Source organism: Acinetobacter sp. RIT698 (assembly GCF_009668065.1).
In the GTDB taxonomy this organism is placed as follows: domain Bacteria; phylum Pseudomonadota; class Gammaproteobacteria; order Pseudomonadales; family Moraxellaceae; genus Acinetobacter; species Acinetobacter guillouiae.
Genome location: NZ_WJYH01000023.1, coordinates 31105 through 50333 on the forward strand (window position 1 = coordinate 31105; position 19229 = coordinate 50333).

General features: G+C 39.4%; 18 protein-coding genes and 1 pseudogene. 10 read left to right on the top strand and 9 right to left on the bottom strand.

Annotated features, from left to right (window positions below; all coding sequences use genetic code 11):
* Positions 1–22 precede the first annotated feature (22 nt).
* From GJV03_RS11690 to GJV03_RS11700, 3 genes and pseudogenes are all read right to left on the bottom strand, one after another.
* A pseudogene (locus tag GJV03_RS11690) lies at positions 23–1274 on the bottom strand (NRAMP family divalent metal transporter).
* 331 nt (positions 1275–1605) lie between these two features.
* Positions 1606–2514 carry a LysR family transcriptional regulator MumR gene (gene mumR / locus GJV03_RS11695; protein ID WP_004818810.1) on the bottom strand — a complete coding sequence of 303 codons (909 nt, stop codon included), beginning with the start codon at positions 2512–2514 and terminating at the stop codon, positions 1606–1608.
* A 123-nt stretch (positions 2515–2637) separates the two neighbouring features.
* Positions 2638–2883 (bottom strand): SlyX family protein, encoded by a 246-nt coding sequence (locus GJV03_RS11700; RefSeq protein WP_004718047.1) that lies wholly within the window; start codon positions 2881–2883, stop codon positions 2638–2640.
* A 35-nt stretch (positions 2884–2918) separates the two neighbouring features.
* Here GJV03_RS11700 and GJV03_RS11705 point away from each other — a divergent pair, with 35 nt between their 5' ends.
* Positions 2919–4829: an ATP-binding cassette domain-containing protein gene (locus tag GJV03_RS11705; RefSeq protein ID WP_154130144.1), complete on the top strand. Its 1911-nt coding sequence runs from the start codon at positions 2919–2921 to the stop codon at positions 4827–4829.
* A gap of 207 nt (positions 4830–5036) precedes the next feature.
* Here the strand turns inward: GJV03_RS11705 and GJV03_RS21890 are convergent, their stop codons facing one another.
* A complete protein-coding gene (locus GJV03_RS21890) occupies positions 5037–5165 on the bottom strand; it encodes a hypothetical protein (RefSeq protein WP_289845650.1) in 129 nt (42 codons plus the stop codon).
* Positions 5166–5528: 363 nt separating this feature from the next.
* Here GJV03_RS21890 and GJV03_RS11710 point away from each other — a divergent pair, with 363 nt between their 5' ends.
* Positions 5529–5744: a hypothetical protein gene (locus GJV03_RS11710; RefSeq protein ID WP_224964682.1), complete on the top strand. Its 216-nt coding sequence runs from the start codon at positions 5529–5531 to the stop codon at positions 5742–5744.
* A gap of 126 nt (positions 5745–5870) precedes the next feature.
* Here the strand turns inward: GJV03_RS11710 and GJV03_RS11715 are convergent, their stop codons facing one another.
* Both GJV03_RS11715 and GJV03_RS11720 read right to left on the bottom strand, forming a co-directional pair.
* Positions 5871–6848: an acyltransferase family protein gene (locus GJV03_RS11715; protein ID WP_154130145.1), complete on the bottom strand. Its 978-nt coding sequence runs from the start codon at positions 6846–6848 to the stop codon at positions 5871–5873.
* A gap of 37 nt (positions 6849–6885) precedes the next feature.
* A complete protein-coding gene (locus GJV03_RS11720; protein WP_151801778.1) occupies positions 6886–7437 on the bottom strand; it encodes an O-acetyl-ADP-ribose deacetylase in 552 nt (183 codons plus the stop codon).
* A gap of 117 nt (positions 7438–7554) precedes the next feature.
* Between GJV03_RS11720 and GJV03_RS11725 the strand changes: the two genes are divergently transcribed.
* Both GJV03_RS11725 and GJV03_RS11730 read left to right on the top strand, forming a co-directional pair.
* A complete protein-coding gene (locus GJV03_RS11725) occupies positions 7555–8490 on the top strand; it encodes a lauroyl acyltransferase (RefSeq protein ID WP_056516890.1) in 936 nt (311 codons plus the stop codon).
* Positions 8491–8675: 185 nt separating this feature from the next.
* Positions 8676–9239, top strand: coding sequence for a hypothetical protein (locus GJV03_RS11730; RefSeq protein ID WP_154130146.1), 564 nt, complete (start codon positions 8676–8678; stop codon positions 9237–9239).
* A 36-nt stretch (positions 9240–9275) separates the two neighbouring features.
* Here the strand turns inward: GJV03_RS11730 and GJV03_RS11735 are convergent, their stop codons facing one another.
* The gene (locus GJV03_RS11735) at positions 9276–9593 is read right to left on the bottom strand and encodes a hypothetical protein (RefSeq protein WP_056516884.1); all 318 of its coding nucleotides are present in this window, start codon (positions 9591–9593) and stop codon (positions 9276–9278) included.
* A 331-nt stretch (positions 9594–9924) separates the two neighbouring features.
* Positions 9925–11043: an endonuclease/exonuclease/phosphatase family protein gene (locus tag GJV03_RS11740; protein ID WP_154130147.1), complete on the bottom strand. Its 1119-nt coding sequence runs from the start codon at positions 11041–11043 to the stop codon at positions 9925–9927.
* 185 nt (positions 11044–11228) lie between these two features.
* On the opposite strand from GJV03_RS11740, the gene asd reads away from it, so the two are divergent.
* The 6 genes from asd to GJV03_RS11770 all read left to right on the top strand — a co-directional run bounded on the left by asd (position 11229) and on the right by GJV03_RS11770 (position 18049).
* On the top strand, positions 11229–12347 hold the full coding sequence (gene asd / locus GJV03_RS11745) for an aspartate-semialdehyde dehydrogenase (protein ID WP_056516877.1): 1119 nt from the start codon (positions 11229–11231) through the stop codon (positions 12345–12347).
* Between the two features lie 161 nt (positions 12348–12508).
* A complete protein-coding gene (locus GJV03_RS11750; RefSeq protein ID WP_151957439.1) occupies positions 12509–14014 on the top strand; it encodes a hypothetical protein in 1506 nt (501 codons plus the stop codon).
* A gap of 46 nt (positions 14015–14060) precedes the next feature.
* Positions 14061–15359 (top strand): hypothetical protein, encoded by a 1299-nt coding sequence (locus GJV03_RS11755; RefSeq protein WP_151957440.1) that lies wholly within the window; start codon positions 14061–14063, stop codon positions 15357–15359.
* Positions 15360–15407: 48 nt separating this feature from the next.
* Entirely contained in the window at positions 15408–16382 is a 975-nt protein-coding gene (locus GJV03_RS11760) for an asparaginase domain-containing protein (protein WP_151957441.1), read from the top strand.
* 8 nt (positions 16383–16390) lie between these two features.
* Positions 16391–17188: a tRNA pseudouridine(38-40) synthase TruA gene (gene truA, locus GJV03_RS11765; protein WP_004718082.1), complete on the top strand. Its 798-nt coding sequence runs from the start codon at positions 16391–16393 to the stop codon at positions 17186–17188.
* Positions 17189–17281: 93 nt separating this feature from the next.
* Positions 17282–18049 carry an SDR family oxidoreductase gene (locus tag GJV03_RS11770; protein ID WP_154130148.1) on the top strand — a complete coding sequence of 256 codons (768 nt, stop codon included), beginning with the start codon at positions 17282–17284 and terminating at the stop codon, positions 18047–18049.
* Positions 18050–18101: 52 nt separating this feature from the next.
* Here the strand turns inward: GJV03_RS11770 and GJV03_RS11775 are convergent, their stop codons facing one another.
* A complete protein-coding gene (locus tag GJV03_RS11775; RefSeq protein WP_004718084.1) occupies positions 18102–19112 on the bottom strand; it encodes an AraC family transcriptional regulator in 1011 nt (336 codons plus the stop codon).
* Positions 19113–19229 lie beyond the last annotated feature (117 nt).

Here is a 19229-nt window from a genome sequence, read left to right on the forward strand (position 1 = left end):
TTTCAATTGAGTGTGAAGTTGATTAGAGCTTGGTGAGGTAATTAAATACCGTCGTGAATGACATATAACCCATCCACCATGTGAGTAAGCAGGTTAATACACCCAAAACCAGCAACCATTTTGGATAATTATAATTACCCATCATGTCTTTACGACATGCCGCAACATAGACAAAAATCGTTAAACCAATTGGTAATACCAAACCATTAAAACCACCCACAAAGATCAGTAAGCCCGCAGGTGTTGCACCTAGAATCACGTAAAGCAACAGGGCTAAAGAAATAAAGCTAATGGTGAGGTAGTTGGTATGTTTAGTGGTTAAGTTCTGTTTAAATGCGGACATAAATGAAACAGAGGTATAGGCTGCACCAATTGTGCTACTGATTCCCGCTGCCCAAAAAATCAAACCAAACAGTTTAAAACCAAATGTACCCGCAGCATATTGGAATGCTTGCGCAGCTGGGTTGGCATCGTGACTTGCTAAATCAATATTTGCACCACTGACCACAACCCCTAAGAATGCCAAGAACAATACATAACGCATGATCCCGACCACCACAATACCTTTGGTTGCGGCTCTGGCCACTTCATCAATATTCTCTGGTCCAACCGCACCTTTGTCCAATAAACGATGTGCGCCCGCATAGCAGATATAACCACCTACGGTACCGCCAACAATAGTTGTAATGATGGCGAAATCAATTTGATCAGGTGCAAAAGTTTGTTGAACGGCTTGCCCCACTGGTGGCATGACAATGAATGCAACGATCACGATCAAAACGATTTTGAGCAACCCCAAAATAATCATGCTCTTGTCCATCGCCAGAGTGGCTTTTCTGGAAGCAAAAATCAGAATTGCCAAAGCACCACTCAGCACGCCGCCGACCTTGGTATCCAACCCAAAGAGTGCATTTAAGCCCAGTGCAGCACCCGCAATGTTACCGATACTAAAGAAAAATCCACCTAAAATGACCAGAAATGCGAGTAAGTAACCACTCCCCGGTAAGGCTTTATTGGCAATATCAGAAGCGCGCATTTGCGTTAAGGTAACCACACGCCAAATGTTTTGCTGAACAACATAATCAATAATGATCGAAACTAGGATTGCAAAGCCAAATGCAGCACCTAATTTCACTGTAAATACAGCGGTTTGAGTTAGAAAACCTGGCCCCATCGCAGACGTTGCCATCATAAAGATAGATGCAACAATTGCCCATTGACGGTCAGACAAAAAAGAAGATTTCAATAAAGACATGTAGGCGTTCCTCATCCATTTGAGCTTAATCAACGCTATTTCAAGTGAAACAAAGAACATCTATTTTTCTAAAATACGAGATTCTTTAATCCTTTAAACTTTTAAGATTTTCTGGTTATGCTGAACCAAATCTGTATTTCAAATAAAAGCATAGGCGAAGGTCAGTCACAATAAGACTTTATCCAAAATTCATTAAACATAAGATATTGAATTTATATATTTTTATTATTTTTAAAATCATTTAATAATGAATATTTATCACTTTCTATAAGTTCTCATTATCAATATTTCATATTTTTGCAATTTTTAAATTAAAACCAAAGCTGCATAAAATGCCGTTTTATTGTTCATTATCTAATTTTATTATTCAGCTTTTTCATGGCATTTTCCGAAGTTAAAACCGCTAAATCCGTCAACTTTTCTTTTAATGCGGTGTTATTGCCTTGTGTATAGATTGCGGTAAAGTGGAATGTCTTTAATTGGATTGGCGTATCCAAAATTTCCAATCGCCCATCTAAAATTTCTTTGATTGCCGTTAGTTTAGGTACCACTGCAATCCCTAAACCTTGTTCAGCTAAACGTAATAATGTGACCAACGAATAACTTGTGATGGATAGCGGTTCATCGATCTTCTGTTCTTTCATTTTGGCTTTGAGCTCTTTATAAGGATAGGTAATTCTTGGATAGGTTAAAATGGTATGCGACATCAATGTCCGCAATGACATCTGCCCGATTCCACCTTTAAATGAAGGTGATGCCAGAAAGCTTAATTCAAAATCACACAATGAACGTTCTATACATTCAAAAGGCAAAGTTGGCCCCAGTAAAAACGCCATATCCAAATCACCAATGCGTACACCTTCTTGTAAATCTGGAGTTAAATTCACCACGATTTCGATGGAAACTTTGGGAAACTCTTGCTGGACTTGCTCCATATACTCCACTAGCCAAGTATGGACAATCGTTTCGGAAACCCCTAAACGAATCGTTCCTGTTAAATACTGACTTTCTGTGAGTTCAGCCACCAAGTCTGTTTCCAGTCGCATAAACTTTTCAGCATATTTAAATAAGGTCATACCCTTATGCGTGGCTTTGATTTGACGAGAACTGCGATCAAGCACTTTAAAACCGAGATCATTTTCAATCGCAGTAATTTTTTGAGAAATTGCAGGCTGTGTCGTTTGAAGCTTTGTTGCGGCTTTATTAAAACTGTTTAAGGTCACCACCCAATAAAATGCTTCGAGGTTTTTTAAGTTCATAATCCATTTTAACCCACAAATTTAGCGCTTGCGTTATGCAAATCCTTTGCCAATATCACTGCTATGTGTGAATTTACACCTGATTCAGCACACCTCAGCCACTCATATTTCACATCCATTGCATCAATAATGCGGAGGACGATTGGTCATTGGGTCAAATGCTGCAATACCTTCTGACAAATCAGCAGATTCTATACGTTGGTAGATTAACTGCATTTGTTTTTTTAAATCAGCGATTTCCAAGCTTTGTTGCGCCACTTGATCATTTAATTGTTCGACTAAATCATCTAAAAATGCAATTCGGACTTGCAAATCTTCTATGGGTGCGGAAAATGACGCCTGATCATCAATATTTTTATGTTTAGTCATTTTTAGTCCTCAGTGTGGGATGTTTAGGAAACCGTATGGCCTATATTACTATAAGGGATGTCCAACTTGCGTTTGGTGGACCTGCCCTGCTCGATGGCGCAAACTTCAATTTAGAACGAGGCGAACGAGTCTGTCTGATTGGTCGTAACGGTGAAGGTAAGTCTACTTTACTCAAACTGATTGAGGGAAGTTTATTGCCTGATCAAGGTGAAATTGCATTACAAAATGGTATTACGATTTCTATGCTTGCTCAGGATGTACCGATGGATTCGGGCAAAGTTGCAGATATTGTTGCCGAAGGTGCAGGAGAAGCCGCGCTCGTCCTAAAAGAATACCATGAAGCCAGCGATGCTTGTGTATTAGGTGATATGGAAGCTTGTGATCGTATGGGCAACCTACAACATAAGCTGGATTTGCTCGATGGTTGGGCCTTAGAAACCAAAGTAAATTCTATCTTAAGCAAAATGGGCTTAGATCCTGAAGCGGATTTAGCTGATTTATCAGGTGGACGTAAACGCCGTGTACTTTTAGCACGTGCATTGTTGACGCAACCTGATGTTTTATTACTTGACGAACCAACCAACCATTTGGACGTAGAAAGTATTGAATGGTTAGAGAAATTCTTACTCGATCAAAACAATCTCACCCTGTTATTTATTTCCCATGACCGTGCTTTTGTTGACAGTATTGCGACACGTATTGTGGAGTTGGATCGTGGTGTTTTACGTAGTTATGAAGGTAACTACTCACGCTATCTCGACTTAAAAGCACAGCAAATGGAAGCTGAAGAAAAGCAAAATGCGCTGTTTGATAAACGCTTGGCTGAAGAGGAAACTTGGATTCGTCAAGGGATCAAAGCACGTCGTACCCGTAACGAAGGTCGTGTACGTGCATTAAAAGATTTACGTGAACAATCTAAAGCACGTCGCTCACAACAAGGTAAAGTGAGCATGGCGACTCAAGAGGCGAATCGTTCAGGTAAATTGGTCTTTGATATTGAACACTTAAGTGTGGCTTTTGGTGATAATGCACCGATTATTAAAGATTTCTCTGCGTTAGTACTGCGTGGCGACCGTATTGGTTTAGTCGGTGATAATGGTGTAGGTAAAACCACCTTGATTAAAGCCATTTTAGGTGAACTTGAACATGGCGGTTCGGTGAAAACAGGTACACAGCTTGAAGTGGCTTATTTTGACCAATTACGTAATGCGCTAGATCTTGAAAAATCAGTAATGGCCAACGTGTCTGAAGGCTCAGACTTTGTCGATGTTAATGGTGGTCGCCGTCATATCTACAGCTATTTACAAGACTTTTTATTCTCGCCTGAACGCGCGCGTACTCCAGTAAAAGCACTTTCAGGTGGTGAGCGTAACCGTATCCTTTTGGCAAAGTTATTGCTTAAACCGTCTAACCTTATTGTGATGGATGAGCCAACCAATGACTTAGACATGGTGACTTTAGAATTACTCGAAGAGATGTTGAGTGATTATAAAGGGACTTTGTTATTGATCTCCCATGACCGTGCATTTATGGACAATGTTGTGACATCAACCTGGGTATTTGATGGTAAAGGCAATATCGATGAATACATTGGTGGCTATCAAGACTATCTAGAACAACGTCCAGATCAACGTGTTGTCGATCAGAAAAGTGATGTAAAAAAAGCCATTGCTAAAGCGGAAGCTGCTGCGACACCTGCTGAACCAGCCGTTAAAAAAGTGAAATTGAGTTATAAAGATCAACGCGCTTTAGAACTGTTACCTTCAGAAATTGAAGCTTTGGAAAAAGAACAAGCTGAACTGACTGCAAAACTTGCAGATGGTTCTTGGTTTGTGACTGATGCAGATGCAGCCACCAAAGCGTCACAACGACTTGGCGAGATTGATGAACTGATGCTTGAAAAAATGGAGCGTTGGGATGCATTAGAAGAAATGACCAAAGGTTAGTTCTTGTAAAATCTTTAAATAAAAACTCCGCAAATATGCGGAGTTTTTATTGAGCTTGTCGACATTGAAACCAACAACATTGATCAATCATCTTATAGATATACAACATATATTTTCAGCTTCATGTATTAACCAGATTTAAAGACATTGGAACATAACGCAACCCATGATTTTCAATGGTTTCATCTTTCACCACAAAGCCAAATTTTAAATCATACTTACGGAAAACAGTTGTCGGCCACTGTCATTAATTGCAAATTCATCAATAAAAGGCGCAATCAATTGGGTAATTGCAATTAAGTCCTTCATGGTTGCTCTTCTGATTGTCTTATTCATGTGAGGGACATTTCAATAGTGGAGTAGCAGTAAAATCAAAATACTAAATTTAAGTCTGTAATCAGAATTTCGTTATCTCGATAATACTTTAAATGATACATAACAGACTCTTTCATTTTTAAAAATAAACGCACTTATTTAAATGGCTCAGTTCAAGTTAAAATGACGGCAATACTTTACTGATTAAAATTAAATAAAACTTAAAAAATCAAAGTACTTACCATTCCCCACTCATCTTACCCATGATCATTTCATTTATACTGAATTTCGCTACAAGCACTTCATGATGTTTCCATACAAATCCACCAAGATATGATTATCGAATCTAGTTCAGATCTCGAATTATTTAGTGAGAATATGATCATGAAAAAAGTTACATCATTACTTGTTGCAGCATTCACCACAGCAATTTTCGCAGGTTCTGCAATGGCAGCAACTCCAGCACAGCATTCGACTCAAGCGGTTAAAACCCATCAAATGCAAAAACAACATAAAGCTGGTCATAGCCAAAAACACCATGCCGCTGCACAAAAATCAGCAACAGCAAAAAAAGTAGAGGGTAAAGCAGCAACCAAATAATCCACTTTAAAACGTTGTTTTAAAACTGTCGCTTTATAAAATTATGATCCTCATGCTTAAAAGCTACACCAACAGTGTAGCTTTTAAATTTTTAGCGAATGCTCTGGATCGCTTCAAATCCATTCGCTACTTTAAACCGAATTTTTCAACAGGTTTGATTAACCATAAAGATAATTTTCTTAATAAAATATCAAAAAATTGCTGTTGTAACATCCAGCAGGTCAATACAGATAAACCAATACAAATCCCAATTTCCACAAAAATATGAAAATCCAGTTGCCAATAACGTGCAATTAACATCACCACAAAACCATGTAGCAAATACACCGCCAAGGTGTTTTTTCCAAGTTGCACACAGCCAATATTTAATAATTTTGTCCATGCAAACATCGCGAAAATGCCCAAACTCGACACCAAAAGACAGCCTATTCTGATCCACGTACCATCCCACATACTTACCTTAAGTTGCTGATAACTTAAACTGCCATATAACCAAAATGGGTTGATTTGGGTGAAATACACCAAGCTTGCAATACCCACCACGATGAATCCAGCTAAAATTTGAGTGAATTTAAATTGCTGAATTTTCTCGACAATGGTTTTGCCATAAAGTGCACCCACAATAAAAAATGGAAAGAAGCTAAAAATTCTTCCGATAGAGTATTGGTAATTGTTCCATGGGCTTAAACCGACACATAAAGCAAGAATCAGTGCAATCAGCAGTGCAAATTTTGTTTTTATCAAAAAATGGGTAAGCGTTGTCCATACCATCATGCCCAACAGATACCATAAGATCCAATAAGGTCGTTCAAACACATTCCAATTGAGCTGAAATTTACCTGACCAGATGGCATCAAATGCAGGAAATAGAATTTGAAAGGGTAAATAGAGCGCGACAAAAAATAGAATATTCTTAAACCATTTACTGTCTTTAAACAACATGCCCGAAATAAAGATAAAAGCTGGCATATGTACAAAATAAATCGTACCTAACAAGGCATGATCAATCGGATCTTTCCAACCGATCATGCGTTCTAGAAAATGCCCGAGAACCACAAGAAATATCAGTGTTGCCTTACAACTGTCTAAGTAGGTATCTCTCATCGTAAGGTTGTCTAAAATAGTCAGTGAATAATTGCGATTATATACCTAAAACATGCACTTGCTTTTGATCAATCTCGGCAAGATGCTGGCGATAAATTTTAAAATTTTCCAAATCAAAACACACGAAACTGACTTCCTCTAAATTGGTCGTCTGGGTTAAAAACTTAGTCACGCTGTTTATGGCGATAAATGCTGCTTCTGATTTGGGAAAACGATAAATCCCTGTTGAAATATTCGGAAATGCCAGTGTTTTTAGCTGATGTTGCTCAGCGAGTCTTAAGCTATTGAGATAGGCTTTCTCAAGAAGTTCATTTTCAGCATGCTGTCCATCTTGCCAAGTGGGGCCCACGGTATGAATCACATAATTACAGGGCAACAACCCCGCTGTGGTAATCACTGCTTCACCAACTGCACAACCACCCTGTCGAGCTCGGATCTTTTGACAATCCTCCAAAATAGCAGAACCACCTTTACGATGAATTGCACCATCCACACCACCACCGCCAAGTAACGAGGTATTGGCAGCATTTACAATTGCATCCACCTTTTGAACTGTAATATCACCTTGAATTAACCGAATTATTTTCACGTCATGCTTCCTTGCTTATCCTCAATGAGAGTGAATGACATCTTGAATTTTCTTCTTTAAACCGCTTCATGCTACACTCCTTTCAGTTTTAACTTCCCCAAAATTTACAAAACTGCTATGAGTAAAAAGCATCAATACGAGCCTGGAAAATTTTATTGGGCATTTTTACATCCGAAATATTGGGGAATCTGGATTGCGATTGTATTTTTGATGATGCTCGCGATCTTGCCTTGGGCAATTCAGTACCGCTTAGCAACACTGTTAGGCAATATTGCCTTTGACCGACTGAAATCACGTCGTGAAACAACAACGCGTAATTTAGAAGTCTGCTTTCCAGAATGGTCGCCTGAACAAGTCATCGACAACTCAAGACAAGTCTTTGTTGATCAAATGGTCGGGGTCTTTGAAACCTTAAATGCATGGTATTCACCACAATGGTTTAAAAACCGTGTCAGCATTCAAGGGCTAGAGCATATCCAACAGGCCAAACAAAACGGTCAAGGTATACTGCTACTCGGCACTCATAGCACCATGCTTGATGCTGGTGGTTATTTATGTGCACAATTTTTTGAACCCGATGTCGTGTATCGCCCACAGAATAATCCTTTACTCGATATGCTGATTTATCGTTGTCGTGCAACGATTTATAAAGCGCAGATTGATCATGATGATATGCGTGGATTGATTCGCCATCTGAAAGAAGGTGATGCCATTTGGTATAGTCCAGATCAGGATTTTGGATTAAAACAAGGGGTGATGGCACCCTTTTTTGGTACGCCCGCTGCAACAGTAACAGCGCATCGACGTTTATTGAAAATATCAAAAGCTGTCGCAATCCCACTGTATTTTTATCGTGATGGTGATATCAAAGATCCAAAATATCATGTACTTATTGAACCTGCTGTTGATCCATTACCCAGTGAAGATGAAATGGATGATGCGATTCGTGTCAATAAAATCATTGAAAATCAACTGCGGATCGCACCGACACAATATATGTGGTTTCATCGTCGCTTTAAAACACGTCCAAAAGGCTACGAGAAAATCTATTAAGTTTAAGTATTTTTGTTTTAACGATCAGGAGATATAAAAATATCTCCTTTTTATTTTGGTCATCTCGCGTTTAAATACCATCGTTCATGGCGAACTGCGTCTAGTTACACATGCCCACTTTCTTGATCAAACAAAGCGAATTAAGATTTATCAATAATATATTCAAATTTAAGGAAAATAAAACAATGAATATCACCAATAAAGTTCTTTTTTCATGTTTGATCAGTTTCAGTTTGATGTTTACCGCATGTTCAGAGCAAAAAGCAGATATCGCCCAAAACAAAACATCAGAAACTACGTCTACTGCAACAACTCAAGGCAATTGGAAAAGCAAAGCGACTGAACTGAGTACAGCCAACGCAACAGAGATTACAACAGACTTGGCTCAACTTAATCAGATCGTCAATCACGCAAATACGCAAGCACTTCAATTAAGAGCGGAGCTTCAATCAGCTGCTCCCCAACCTGAAAAGCGCCAGCATATTTTACTCAAAGCCAATGATATACAAGCGAAAACTCAACAACAAATCATGGCATTAAATTTAAAAAGCAGTGAAGTACAAAGTCTACGCACACAAATGATTGATAATTTAATCACCAGTCAGAAAATGTATACGCTTTCAACAGCCCCAGATTTTGATGCAAATGCACCCAGCGATGAATTTAAGCAACTTGGTAAACGCTCAATGGCGCTTCAACAAAAAATTTCTGCTGAAATGGACGCCTTAAATCAACATTATGGAAAATAAAAATAATTTGGATCATAAGCGGGTTAAGTAGAAAAACTAACCTTTCCATACCCGAAAACGTGCCATAGCCCAAATCACATAAGGCCAAAAAATCATATTGACTATGCTATGGATACTTTCCCAAATACGCCAATAGCCTCTACCAAAAATATCTGCGCGTGCATTAAAGATTTCAATTACAAAGGCAAGCACCACTGTGGCGATAATCGCAAAATTTGATTTAAGTTGTCTTTTATGAATTGCAGCAACAATAAAATAGATGATTAAACCTGCATAGATAAATAAAGCATCACTACTTAAACCAGTAAAATGTTTAAGACTTGAAGCGAATTCTTGAACTTTTGCGAGAAACATAGCCACTCTTTTTTATTTTCAATTTTGTCTATTCTAAATTATATACCATAAATAAAGCATAACCCGAGTTCTGCATCCTGCAAAACTCGGGTTCATGAGGTTGTGCTTTCACATCTTATTCTTATTTTCTTGGTTATCCATTCCAACATCAAATCCTTGATGATTGCTCCATCGACTTCGTCTTCCTTAGTGAGATTTTCCGTTCTCATTCCCTGTGTCGATAAGTAAAGATTAAAACGAATATGCTTTGCATGCTATCCGCTTAGGGCCTAAATCCATGTAAGTAATTGCTTACAAAAATCAGCCATTTTTTAATTTTTTTGTCAGACAATCAGGTTCCAGCTTTATAACTTTGTGCAATTTCATCAGTCACCAACTTCTCCTCTTTCTCTGCTTTTTCAATCCCTTCCTGAATTGCCTCTTGCGCTTCCCTTTCATCTGCATCGGTTTGCTCTAACTCTTCTTGAGTTTGCTCAAAAATACGCCCTGTTTGTAATACCACATAAATCGGAAAATGATCTGAACCCACATGAGGCAGTCGTTGCATATGTACTAAAGCAAAATCGGTACTATGAAATAAATGATCCAAAGACCATCTTAAAAATTTATAGTCAGCATGGAAGGTGTTGATATATCTGCGCCCCACACGTGGATCAAGCAAACCACTGATACGCTGAAATAAACGCGTTGTGCGTGACCAAGCAACATCGTTTAAATCGCCCATAACAATACAGCTCTCATCCAAGTCTTTGATCTGATCCCCCACAATAAGCAATTCAGCATCACGTAAAGTCGAGTCTTTGGCTTCTGTTGGGCTTGGTGGTTTGGGATGTAAACAATACAGTTGCACCGCTTGCCCCGATGGTAAAATCACCGTGGTATGAATAGACGGAATTTCATCACTGAGAATAAATTTAACCTCTGTATCGACCAACTTGAGTTTGCTATACAAATGCATCCCATAGAGATTGTCTAAAGGTATAGCCACACGATAAGGATAATCTTTTTCAACTTGAGCCAATTCATTTTGCCAAGTTTGATCAGTTTCAAGTGTCAAAACAATATCTGGCTGGTGCTGTTCAATTTGCTCAAGCAATAAGTGATATTGATCATTCGGTGTCAGCACATTCGACACAATCACTGAAATTTGCTGATCAGGATTAAGCTGATCTTTGGTCACCTGTTTGACTTGTTTCTTCCAAATGAAGGTATAAGGCAAAACCATCTTTAATTGAAAAGCTACGGCAGCTATCAATAAAAATAAAATCACTTCACGAGCCAAGTCCCACGGCGCTGTCCAAAACAACATCAATCCCAAGGCAATCAGACCAACAAATAATATCTGCAAGCGTGGAAAATCAGCACCTCTAAACCACCATTCATCACGGGGAATCAGTGACCAGAAACTTAGCCAAATCACAATCAACGCAAGTACTTCTATCCAGATCATATTTTGTCACTCTTATATTCTTAATTTTTGAATGATTCATAAATTAATATCAATTTTGCATGTATCATAAACAAGATATATTGCACAATATAGTTGTGTTTTCATTGTGTATGCTATTGCAGTTACACACTCTTTTGATACACTCAAACCCCCTTTTATTTTTTAACGCACCGAGGCAAAGTGACATGAAAGTAGGTCTGGTCGGTTGGCGCGGGATGGTTGGTTCTGTCCTTATGCAACGTATGGTTGAAGAGAATGATTTTGCTCATTTTGAGCCATTCTATTTCTCTACCAGTAACGCAGGTGGTGAATCGCCTGCTTTTGGTGGTAAAACTGCTCCAGCACTTATGGAAGCGACGGACATTACCAGTCTGAAGCAAATGGATGTCATTATTACCTGTCAAGGTGGCGACTATACATCAGAAGTCTTTCCTCAGCTAAAAGCTGAAGGTTGGAAAGGCTATTGGATCGATGCAGCTTCTACATTACGTATGGATGATGAAGCAATTATTGTACTCGACCCAGTCAACTTAAATGTTATCAAAGACGGTTTGGTCAATGGTATTAAAACATTTGTTGGTGGTAACTGTACGGTTTCTTTGATGTTGATGGGCATGGGTTCACTGTTCCAACACAATTTGGTGGAATGGATGACGGCGATGACGTATCAAGCCGCTTCAGGTGCTGGCGCGCAAAACATGCGTGAGCTGATCACAGGTATGGGGTATTTATATAACAATACTCAAGACTTGTTAGATGATCCACGTTCTGCGATTTTAGACATCGACAGCCGAATTGCCGAATTACAACGTGGCGAAGCTTTCCCGAAAGCAAACTTCGGTGTGCCTTTAGCAGGTTCGTTGATCCCTTATATTGATAAGCAACTTGAAAGCGGTCAATCTAAAGAAGAGTGGAAAGGTCAAGTTGAAACCAACAAGATCTTAGGTAATGCTCAGATTGTTCCAATTGATGGTCACTGTGTACGTATTGGTGCAATGCGTTGTCACTCTCAAGCCTTAACATTGAAATTGAAAAAAGATGTTCCGCTTGATGAGATTGAAGACATGATTCGTCAGTCTAACCAATGGGCAAAAGTGGTTCCAAATACACGTGATGCATCAATGACGGATCTTACTCCAGTCGCTGTAACAGGAACTCTATCTGTGCCAGTAGGTCGTTTACGTAAATTAAATATGGGTAAAGAGTATTTAGGCGCATTCACTGTAGGTGACCAATTACTTTGGGGTGCTGCTGAGCCTTTACGTCGTATGTTACGTATCTTAATCGACTATAAAAATGCTTAAAGTCACAAAAAACTCATAAACAATGAAAAAGCCGATCTATCTTGATCGGCTTTTTTATGTAACTATGTTTATGTAACTCTAATGTTAATATTTTACATATAGACTACAGCTAATATTGTATTATGGGGATGCCTTGAACTTTGTCAGAGCAATGGATAGAGATGACTGTATATAACAAATTAAAAATTGCCATTTTAGCCATCATGACGTCGCAAGCGGTGAGTGCGATTACAATAGACCCGATCCAAGTTCAGTCAGGGTCTGGTGATCTGCTTTATGCTGAAATGAAGTTTAGTAATGCAAATCCAAATGAAAAAATAGAAGTCGGATTAGCCGATGCAGATGATATTCAAAATATTGGTATTTCCGCGCAAGCACCTGGGCATTTAAATTTTTATACTCGTCGTTCAGGAGATGGCACTGGGGTGATTGTGATTACCTCTTCTCGTCCGATTGTTGAATCTGAATTAAATATATTATTAAAAGTCAAAGAAGGGAGTGCGACCCATATTCAGCAAGTCAAAGCCCCATTGACTCGTGGGCGTAGCAACGTCCCTGCTCCAATGAGCAATGCCTTAGTCAAAGAAAAGCCTCTGACACCTCAAATCATCGTCAGCGAAAAAGATATTGCATTAAATTTACCAACCAGCACGCAATACCACGTGACAACGCCAGAAGTCGTAACTCCACCAGCTATGGCGACCAAAGCAACGACGACAACGGATTCAGCTGGTACTTTAGCAATTAATGTGATTGCACCACCAGCACTCAAAACAGAACAAAAAACAACTACAGTTGCGACAACCACACCACCTGCAGCTACAACCAATACTCCAAACCATCTTCAAAGCAATCATCAAAGCAGTGCTCAGAATACGCCACAAACAACGGCGGTAACTGTACAACAAGTGCCTCAGCCACCAGCCGAAAAAGCACCAGTGCAATCTGCAAAAGCTCAGACCCCACCCGCTAAATTAGACGAGCAAAAAGCAGAATCACAAAAGCCAAAAGATTCCAAAGCTGAGACCAAGCAAGCAAAATCGAATGAGTCTCGTGTAGAGAAATCGAAAGCAGAGTCACAAAAAGTGCTTAAACAGGAAAAAGCCAATAAAGCATTAGATAAACAACCTAAACATATTGTTCAGGCCAATGAATCACTGTGGAAAATTGCATCTCGGATTGCAGCAGAAACCAATCAAAGCATTCCAGAAGTGATGAGACAAATTAAAGCAAATAATGCCAATGCGTTTATTCAAGGTGATGTAAACCGTATTCGTCGTGGCGCTGCACTCAATCTAGCAGCCAGCTATCGTCAAATACCACAAAGCAAAAATAAAGTTGCAACGGCTGCACCTGAAATTGCCAAAAAGCAATCGGGTTCTGCCAAATATCGCTTAGATCAAGCAGAAATGAGTTTAGTCGCAGACAATGATCAACCCGCTGCTCAGAGTCAAGGAAAGCAAAATACACAGTTGAATCAGACCACTACTGAATTATCTACAAAAGTTATGACATCTCGTGAAAAAACGGTTAAATTACAGAAGAATGTGAACCAACTTGCAGCAGGTTTACAACAAAAGAATCAGCGAATTCAATTATTAAATGCTCAGCTCGCTCAATTGCAACAGCAATTACAACAGCAGAATGCAAAAAAACCAAATAGTTAGGATATTCAAAATATTGATTCATTGTGCTCAATGAAGGGGAAATAAAATGTTGTTGTATGTGATTCCATTTGTTCTACTCTTGGTCGTGGCGATCGTGCTCAAAAAACGAGAGGATGCCAATAAAGAGAGTGCCAGTACCAATAACAAAAAAAGTAACAATAAAAAGACTTCAAAGAAAAATGTTGCACGTACTGCGCGTACCTCAAAAAAACAACAGACCACTGTTGTTGAAGATGAAGTTATTGTTAAACAAGCAACAAAACCATTAAGCCCTGAATTAAAAAGCAATATTGAAAAGCTGATTGCTGAGAAAAACTATTTTTCTGCTGAAGCAAAAATCAATCAAGTTTTAAACCAAGACAATGCTCAACATGAACTTTATCTTTATCTTTTAGATGTGCATCTGGCACAAAAAGATGAATTTGCAGTGAATCAGTTGATTAATCATATTCGTTCATTGGGCTTAGACGAAATCGTCATTCAAGCCGAAGAACGACGAAAAGCCAATCAAGCTGATCACCCAGTTGAATCGATTGCTTTTGAGCCATCAAGCCCTGTCGTGCCAGAAAGCAAAAATACAGCTGCCTTTGATGCCTTGATTGGAAATACAGAAACAATTTCACAACCCGCTGTATCTAAAACCGAAACGCAAAATCTGGCACAAGTCGATGCGCTAGAATTCGATCATTCAACGCTTGTTGAGCAGAAAGTTGAGACACCGCAACAACCTGTTCAGCCGTTAGAATTTAATTTAGATCCTGCACCTGAAAAAGCGCCAACAACAACACCTGAGCTTTCTTTTGAAGTAGTTCCTCCTGCCCCAGAAATTAAAACTGAAACTGTTCAACCACTAGAGTTCACGTTTACAGCAAATGAACCTGCAGCAGTTCCAGTTGAAAAAGCAGCAGAAGTTGAGATCGCACCAGAATTCAAACTCGATTTTGCTGAACCGATTACACCAGTAGCTACTGAAGAAAGCACACCAGTACGTGATTTTGAATTTAAACTCACGCCTACTGAACCAGAGACACAGCCGACTTTTAGTTTTGATCTAGATCCAAAACCTGAAACAGTTGAGCAAGTGCATAGCACAGCAACACTTGGCCTTGAAACGCCTAGTGAAGCTGAAACCAGTCTGGCCATAGATGCAAATGACCCATTACTCCATTCATTCCCTGAGCTGGCTCAAGTGAATGAAATTCAATTAAATTTAGACCTTGCTCAACAATATCTAAATTTGGGTGCATATGCTTCCGTTCGTGAGCTACTCTCACAAAATGAAGCAGCGTATACCGCTGAACAACGCCAACAATCACAAAATTTACTCAATCAAATAGCTTCTTAAATCTATTCGTCTTAAGATAAAGCAGTCATGAATGGCTGCTTTTTTATTATGAACAAAAAAATTGCTTTAATTTACATGGGTGGAACTTTTGGCTGTATTGGCGAGCCTTTAGCGCCGATGCCTGATGCTGAGTTTATTCCACAACTCAAAAAGGTCTTAGCACCTCAGTTTAAAATTGAGTGCTTTAAGGCGCCCAGTATCAAAGACAGTAGTGCATGTACAGCCATTGACTGGCTTATGCTGATTCAACAAATACAAAGCCTACAACTCCAAAATTTCCAACACTTTGTCATTATTCATGGTACAGATACGCTCAGTTATGCTGCGGCGACCTTATCACGCTTTTTAGCTGAGTCCTGTCATGTCGTCCTTACTGGAAGCCAATATCCACTGCTCAATATTCAAGGGGACAATACTCGAGAATTCACCGATGCGCTGGATAATTTAAATACCGCACTCGATGCCGTCACTCGACTTCCTGTAGGCGTGTATTTGGCTTTCTACCATCAAGTGATTCATGCAAGAACCACATTAAAAGCTCATAGCACTGCTTTAGATGCGTTTAAAGGACTCAAAGCCGAACAACAAATAGCGGTAGATCATTCCGTCATTCAGGTACAACTTTCACATATCGAAAAAGCCAAATCGCTCAATATCGTCAATTGGATGATGGTGCCGACTGAAATATTACAGTTTGAACGTAATCTGGAAATTTTCTCCAAACATGCTCCGCATTTCTTGATCATTCAAGCTTATGGGGTAGGTAATTTAGCCGTAAATGCGGGCATTATCCAAAAAATTAAAAGCTTGCAGGAAAATGGCTGCCAAATCATTTTATCGACTCAAGTGCCTCTAGGCGGCATGGATCAACGCTATGCGATTAGCCAATGGATCAAAGATTCAAAAATTTTAGTCAGTGATGCACTGAGCCAAGCAGATCTTTATGCCAAAATTGTTAAAATTTATTTACAATACCCCTCTTCGGAACAATGGCATGACCATTGGTATGATCATCCTGAATAGAGGTATTTATGCAACGTTTTGCAATTGGTATTGAGTTTTGTGGCATGCGATATAAAGGTTGGCAAACTCAACAGCCTGGCGTACGTAGTATTCAGGAAACCATGGAAAAGGTGCTCAGTAAAATTGCCGACGAGCCCATTATTTTACATGGCGCAGGTCGTACTGACGCGGGTGTCCATGCGACCAATATGGTGGCCCACTTCGACACCAATGCGATTCGCCCTATACGTGGTTGGTTAATGGGTTCAAATAGTCAATTGCCCAAAGACATTTCAATCCAATGGATTAAAGAAATGGATAACGATTTCCATGCACGCTTTAAGGCAAAGGCTCGTCGTTATCGTTATGTGGTCTATCAATCGGCAAACCGCCCTGCCTTGTTACATAAACAAGTGACACATGCCTATTATCCACTCGATGTGGATAAAATGATTGAAGCGGCGCAAAAATTTCAAGGTACGCATAATTTTGAAAGCTTCCGCGCTGCGGCATGTCAGTCCAATCAGCCTGTACGTCATGTCAAACATTGTCGCTTAATTCGTCATGGCAACTATCTAGTTCTCGATATCCAAGCAGATGGCTTCTTACACCACATGGTACGTAACATCATGGGTTGCTTACTTGAGATTGGTCAAGGTTTATATGAAGTTGATCATATTGATGAAATTTTTGCGGCACAAGATCGTAAAGCGGCAGGAATCACTGCACCACCAGATGGGCTTTATTTTATTCATGCAGATTACCCAGAACAATTTGAATTGCCTCAACCACCGTTAGGGCCACATTGGTTAAATATGCCTGAGTAATACCTATTGAATCCATCTAAAGTTAGCAAGAATCAGATTGCTCCCTCATCATGATTAAATCAAAGTATCTTCACAAATGTTGGAGATACAAACATGAATCGATTAGATGGCAAAGTTGCCATTATTACGGGTGCAAGTTCTGGTATTGGTTATAAAACAAGTCAACTTTTCGTGCAAGAAGGTGCGAAAGTTATTCTGATCGCCCGCAGAGAAACCATTCTAAAACAGCTTTGCAATGAACTGAATGCCAATGGACAAGTCGCACATTATATTGCTGGCGATATTTTAAATCCTCAGACTATGCTAAAAGCAATTGCATTAGCGCTTCATCTCTATGACCGTTTAGATATTGCCTTCAATAATGCTGGAATTGTTGGTGAATACCAATTGACACATGAAACAACTGATCAGAACTGGAATGATGTTATTCAACATAACTTAACATCTTCTTTCCAGTCTGCACGGGAACAATTGAAGGTAATGCTCAAACAACAAAGTGGTTCGATTATTTTTACATCATCATTTGTAGGTCATCATATTGGATTTCCTCAAATGGCAGCATATGCATCAAGTAAAGCGGGTTTGATTGGTCTAACAAAAGTTATGGCAGCTGAATACAGTAAATTTGGTATTCGTATAAATGCATTACTTCCAGGTGGAACAGATACCCCCATGGGGCAAAAGGCAACATCCACACCAGAAAGTTTAGCTTTTGTTCAAAATTTACATGCATTAAAACGACTTGCACAACCTGAAGAAATTGCACAAGCAGTCTTATTTTTAGCGAGTAATGAGGCTAGCTTTATCACTGGAAGTATGCTTTTAGCAGATGGTGGAGTTTCAATCACACGAAGCAACTAATTATCATCATAAAACTACTCTCACGAGAACACTCCTGAGAGTAGATAAAAATTTAACGCTGCTTACGCTTTCTATATTCCACAGGCGTTTCATTGGTCCAGCGTTTAAATGCACGGTAAAAAGTACTTGGCTCAGAGAATCCAGTCAAATAAACAATACGTTCAACACTTTCAGTGGTATTGGCCAATAATTTCTTGGCTAAGCGACAACGATAATCTGAAAGAATTTGCTGAAAACTGGTATTGGCTTCCGAAAGCTGTGTACGTAAACGACGTGGGGTAATGCTGAGTTGTGCAGCAACAGTTTCAAGGGTTGTTTCACCACTTTCCAAAGTGGAGCCTATGGCACGGCGTACTTCACCCACCAAATCATAACGTGCAAGCTCTTGCAGTTTTTCAATTGCAAGTTGTTCATGCAATTGCAATAACTCAGGCTCTGCTTGCCACAATGGATATTCTAAAATTGAAGGATCAAAATAAAGACGTGTCTCTTTTTGCCCTAAACTGACAGGACAACCATAAACACGATAATACTCACCATCAGAAGCGCCATTGGCAAAATTAAAATCGATGTAAATCGGCTCAAATCGTCCTTCAGTAATAAATTTAAAGAAGCGTAAAATCCCTGAAATAGCACATTCTGAAAAATGACGATTGACGATGTTCTCACCCCAAGGCTGCTCACCATTGGTTAAATAACAACGCCCGTCATCATCAATGATCAATTTGGCATGAAATGCATCGCTAATTAAACGTTGATAAGCCAAAGCACGCTTTAAGCCTTCGCCAAAATTTTCACTTGAAATAAACAGGTGTTCGATGACTTGCCCACGATACAGTGGCAAGTGCTCTCCGAGATGTAAACCAATATCTGGATCATTACTGACTTCCTCCGCAGCGACCCAAAATGCAAATTGTGCATTCAACGGTGTTCGAGCATTTTGGTCGACCTGACCCAATGCTACCCCAGCCTTTGATAATATTTCTTCTGTCGGCAATCCTGCACGACGGATCGCTTGATAGCCTAATCGTAAAACAACCGAAGCATCAGTTAGCTGACTCACGCAGTGCCCTTCCTTGTATGTTATTCATTTATACTTAAAACATTTAATTTAGATTACAGTCGATTGACCAAACTGACAATATTTATCCGCTTTTTTTTGTAGAAATTGTTTAACAAT

Coding starts and splice junctions, on each gene's coding strand:
- asd (WP_056516877.1), top strand. CDS start 11,229: ATGAAAGTAGGTCTGGTCGGTTGGCGCGGGATGGTTGGTTCTGTCCTT.
- GJV03_RS11750 (WP_151957439.1), top strand. CDS start 12,509: ATGACTGTATATAACAAATTAAAAATTGCCATTTTAGCCATCATGACG.
- GJV03_RS11730 (WP_154130146.1), top strand. CDS start 8,676: ATGAATATCACCAATAAAGTTCTTTTTTCATGTTTGATCAGTTTCAGT.
- GJV03_RS11710 (WP_224964682.1), top strand. CDS start 5,529: ATGAAAAAAGTTACATCATTACTTGTTGCAGCATTCACCACAGCAATT.
- truA (WP_004718082.1), top strand. CDS start 16,391: ATGCAACGTTTTGCAATTGGTATTGAGTTTTGTGGCATGCGATATAAA.
- GJV03_RS11740 (WP_154130147.1), bottom strand. CDS start 11,043: ATGATCTGGATAGAAGTACTTGCGTTGATTGTGATTTGGCTAAGTTTC.
- GJV03_RS11705 (WP_154130144.1), top strand. CDS start 2,919: ATGGCCTATATTACTATAAGGGATGTCCAACTTGCGTTTGGTGGACCT.
- GJV03_RS11700 (WP_004718047.1), bottom strand. CDS start 2,883: ATGACTAAACATAAAAATATTGATGATCAGGCGTCATTTTCCGCACCC.
- GJV03_RS11725 (WP_056516890.1), top strand. CDS start 7,555: ATGAGTAAAAAGCATCAATACGAGCCTGGAAAATTTTATTGGGCATTT.
- mumR (WP_004818810.1), bottom strand. CDS start 2,514: ATGAACTTAAAAAACCTCGAAGCATTTTATTGGGTGGTGACCTTAAAC.
- GJV03_RS21890 (WP_289845650.1), bottom strand. CDS start 5,165: ATGAATAAGACAATCAGAAGAGCAACCATGAAGGACTTAATTGCAATT.
- GJV03_RS11715 (WP_154130145.1), bottom strand. CDS start 6,848: ATGAGAGATACCTACTTAGACAGTTGTAAGGCAACACTGATATTTCTT.
- GJV03_RS11735 (WP_056516884.1), bottom strand. CDS start 9,593: ATGTTTCTCGCAAAAGTTCAAGAATTCGCTTCAAGTCTTAAACATTTT.
- GJV03_RS11755 (WP_151957440.1), top strand. CDS start 14,061: ATGTTGTTGTATGTGATTCCATTTGTTCTACTCTTGGTCGTGGCGATC.
- GJV03_RS11770 (WP_154130148.1), top strand. CDS start 17,282: ATGAATCGATTAGATGGCAAAGTTGCCATTATTACGGGTGCAAGTTCT.
- GJV03_RS11760 (WP_151957441.1), top strand. CDS start 15,408: ATGAACAAAAAAATTGCTTTAATTTACATGGGTGGAACTTTTGGCTGT.